Source organism: Puniceibacterium sediminis, assembly GCF_900188035.1.
In the GTDB taxonomy this organism is placed as follows: Bacteria; Pseudomonadota; Alphaproteobacteria; order Rhodobacterales; family Rhodobacteraceae; genus Puniceibacterium; species Puniceibacterium sediminis.
In genome coordinates this window covers 1-1,236 of record NZ_FZNN01000064.1, presented here as the reverse complement: position 1 = coordinate 1,236, position 1,236 = coordinate 1, and the positions used below count along the sequence as shown (strand labels likewise).

The following is a 1,236-nucleotide window of genomic DNA, read 5'->3' as shown; positions in this document are numbered from 1 at the left end:
TGATCTGCCCCCCGGAAACTGGACCGTTTGAAGTTGGAGTTTCCCGCTACGATTTCCTGGCTGGGAAAGGAGCGGAATCACATGAAAGCATCGAAGTTTTCGGACGCGCAAAAGGCGTTCATCATCAAGCAAGGCGAAGAAGGCACGCCGGTCGCCGAAATCTGCCGGAAGGCAGGGATCAGTCCGGCGACCTACTTCAACTGGAAAAAGAAATACGCGGGCCTGTTGCCGACCGAGATGAAGCGACTGAAGCAGCTTGAGGATGAGAACGGTCGGCTCAAGAAGATCGTGGCCGACCTGACGCTGGACCGCGAGATGTTGCAGGATGTCATCCGCCGAAAGACCTAAGGCCTGGTCGCATGCGCGAACTGGTTCGTGGGATGTGCAGCGATTGGACGGTTTCGATCCGGGCGGCCTGTGAGGCCATCGGATTTGACCGCTCGACGTTCCACTACCAGTCCCGTCGCACCGATCAGGCCGCAATTGAGAAACGGATCAAGGAGATCTGCGAGACTCGGGTGCGTTATGGCTACCGACGTGTCCACGTTCTTCTGGATCGCGAAGGCTGGGGCGTGAACGTCAAAAAAGTCTATCGTATTTACAGGGAGTTGGGGATGCAGCTACGGAACAAAACCCCGAAGAGACGGGTAAAGGCAAAATTGCGCGATGACCGTGCGGAGGCCGTCGGTCCCAACGATGTATGGGCAATGGACTTCGTGCATGACCAACTGGCGACGGGCAAGAAGCTGCGCGTCCTGACAGTCGTAGATACCTTCTCGCGATATGTGCCGGTGCTCGATGCCCGGTTCAGCTATCGCGGTGAGGACGTGGTCGCAACGTTGGATCGGGTGTGCCGTGGCACCGGCTATCCAAAGACGATCAGGGTCGATCAGGGAAGCGAGTTCATCTCGCGTGACATGGACCTTTGGGCCTATCAGCGCGGCGTCACGCTCGACTTCTCGCGCCCGGGAAAGCCGACGGACAACGCGTTCATTGAAGCCTTCAATGGCAGGTTCAGAGCTGAATGCCTCAACACCCACTGGTTCTTGACGCTTGCAGATGCAGCCGAAAAATTGGAGGCTTGGCGTAGATACTACAACGAGGAACGGCCACATGGCGCGATCGGCAACAAGACCCCGATCACGCTGACGAAATCGGGGGACATTACCAGCCTGTCACCCTGATCGAAGCCGGGAAACTCTGCCTTCGGGCGGTCCAACGTTGGGGGTCGGATCA

Annotated in this window: 1 protein-coding gene; it reads left to right on the top strand. The window is 57.7% G+C overall.

Translation table 11 applies throughout. From position 1 onward, the window contains the following. The first annotated feature begins 81 nt into the window (after positions 1 to 81). A protein-coding gene (locus tag CHB75_RS21200) for an IS3 family transposase (protein WP_089274146.1) occupies positions 82 to 1,184 on the top strand; the annotation gives its coding sequence in 2 pieces (ribosomal slippage) (positions 82 to 343 and positions 343 to 1,184; 1,104 coding nt in all). The last annotated feature ends 52 nt before the right edge of the window (positions 1,185 to 1,236 follow it).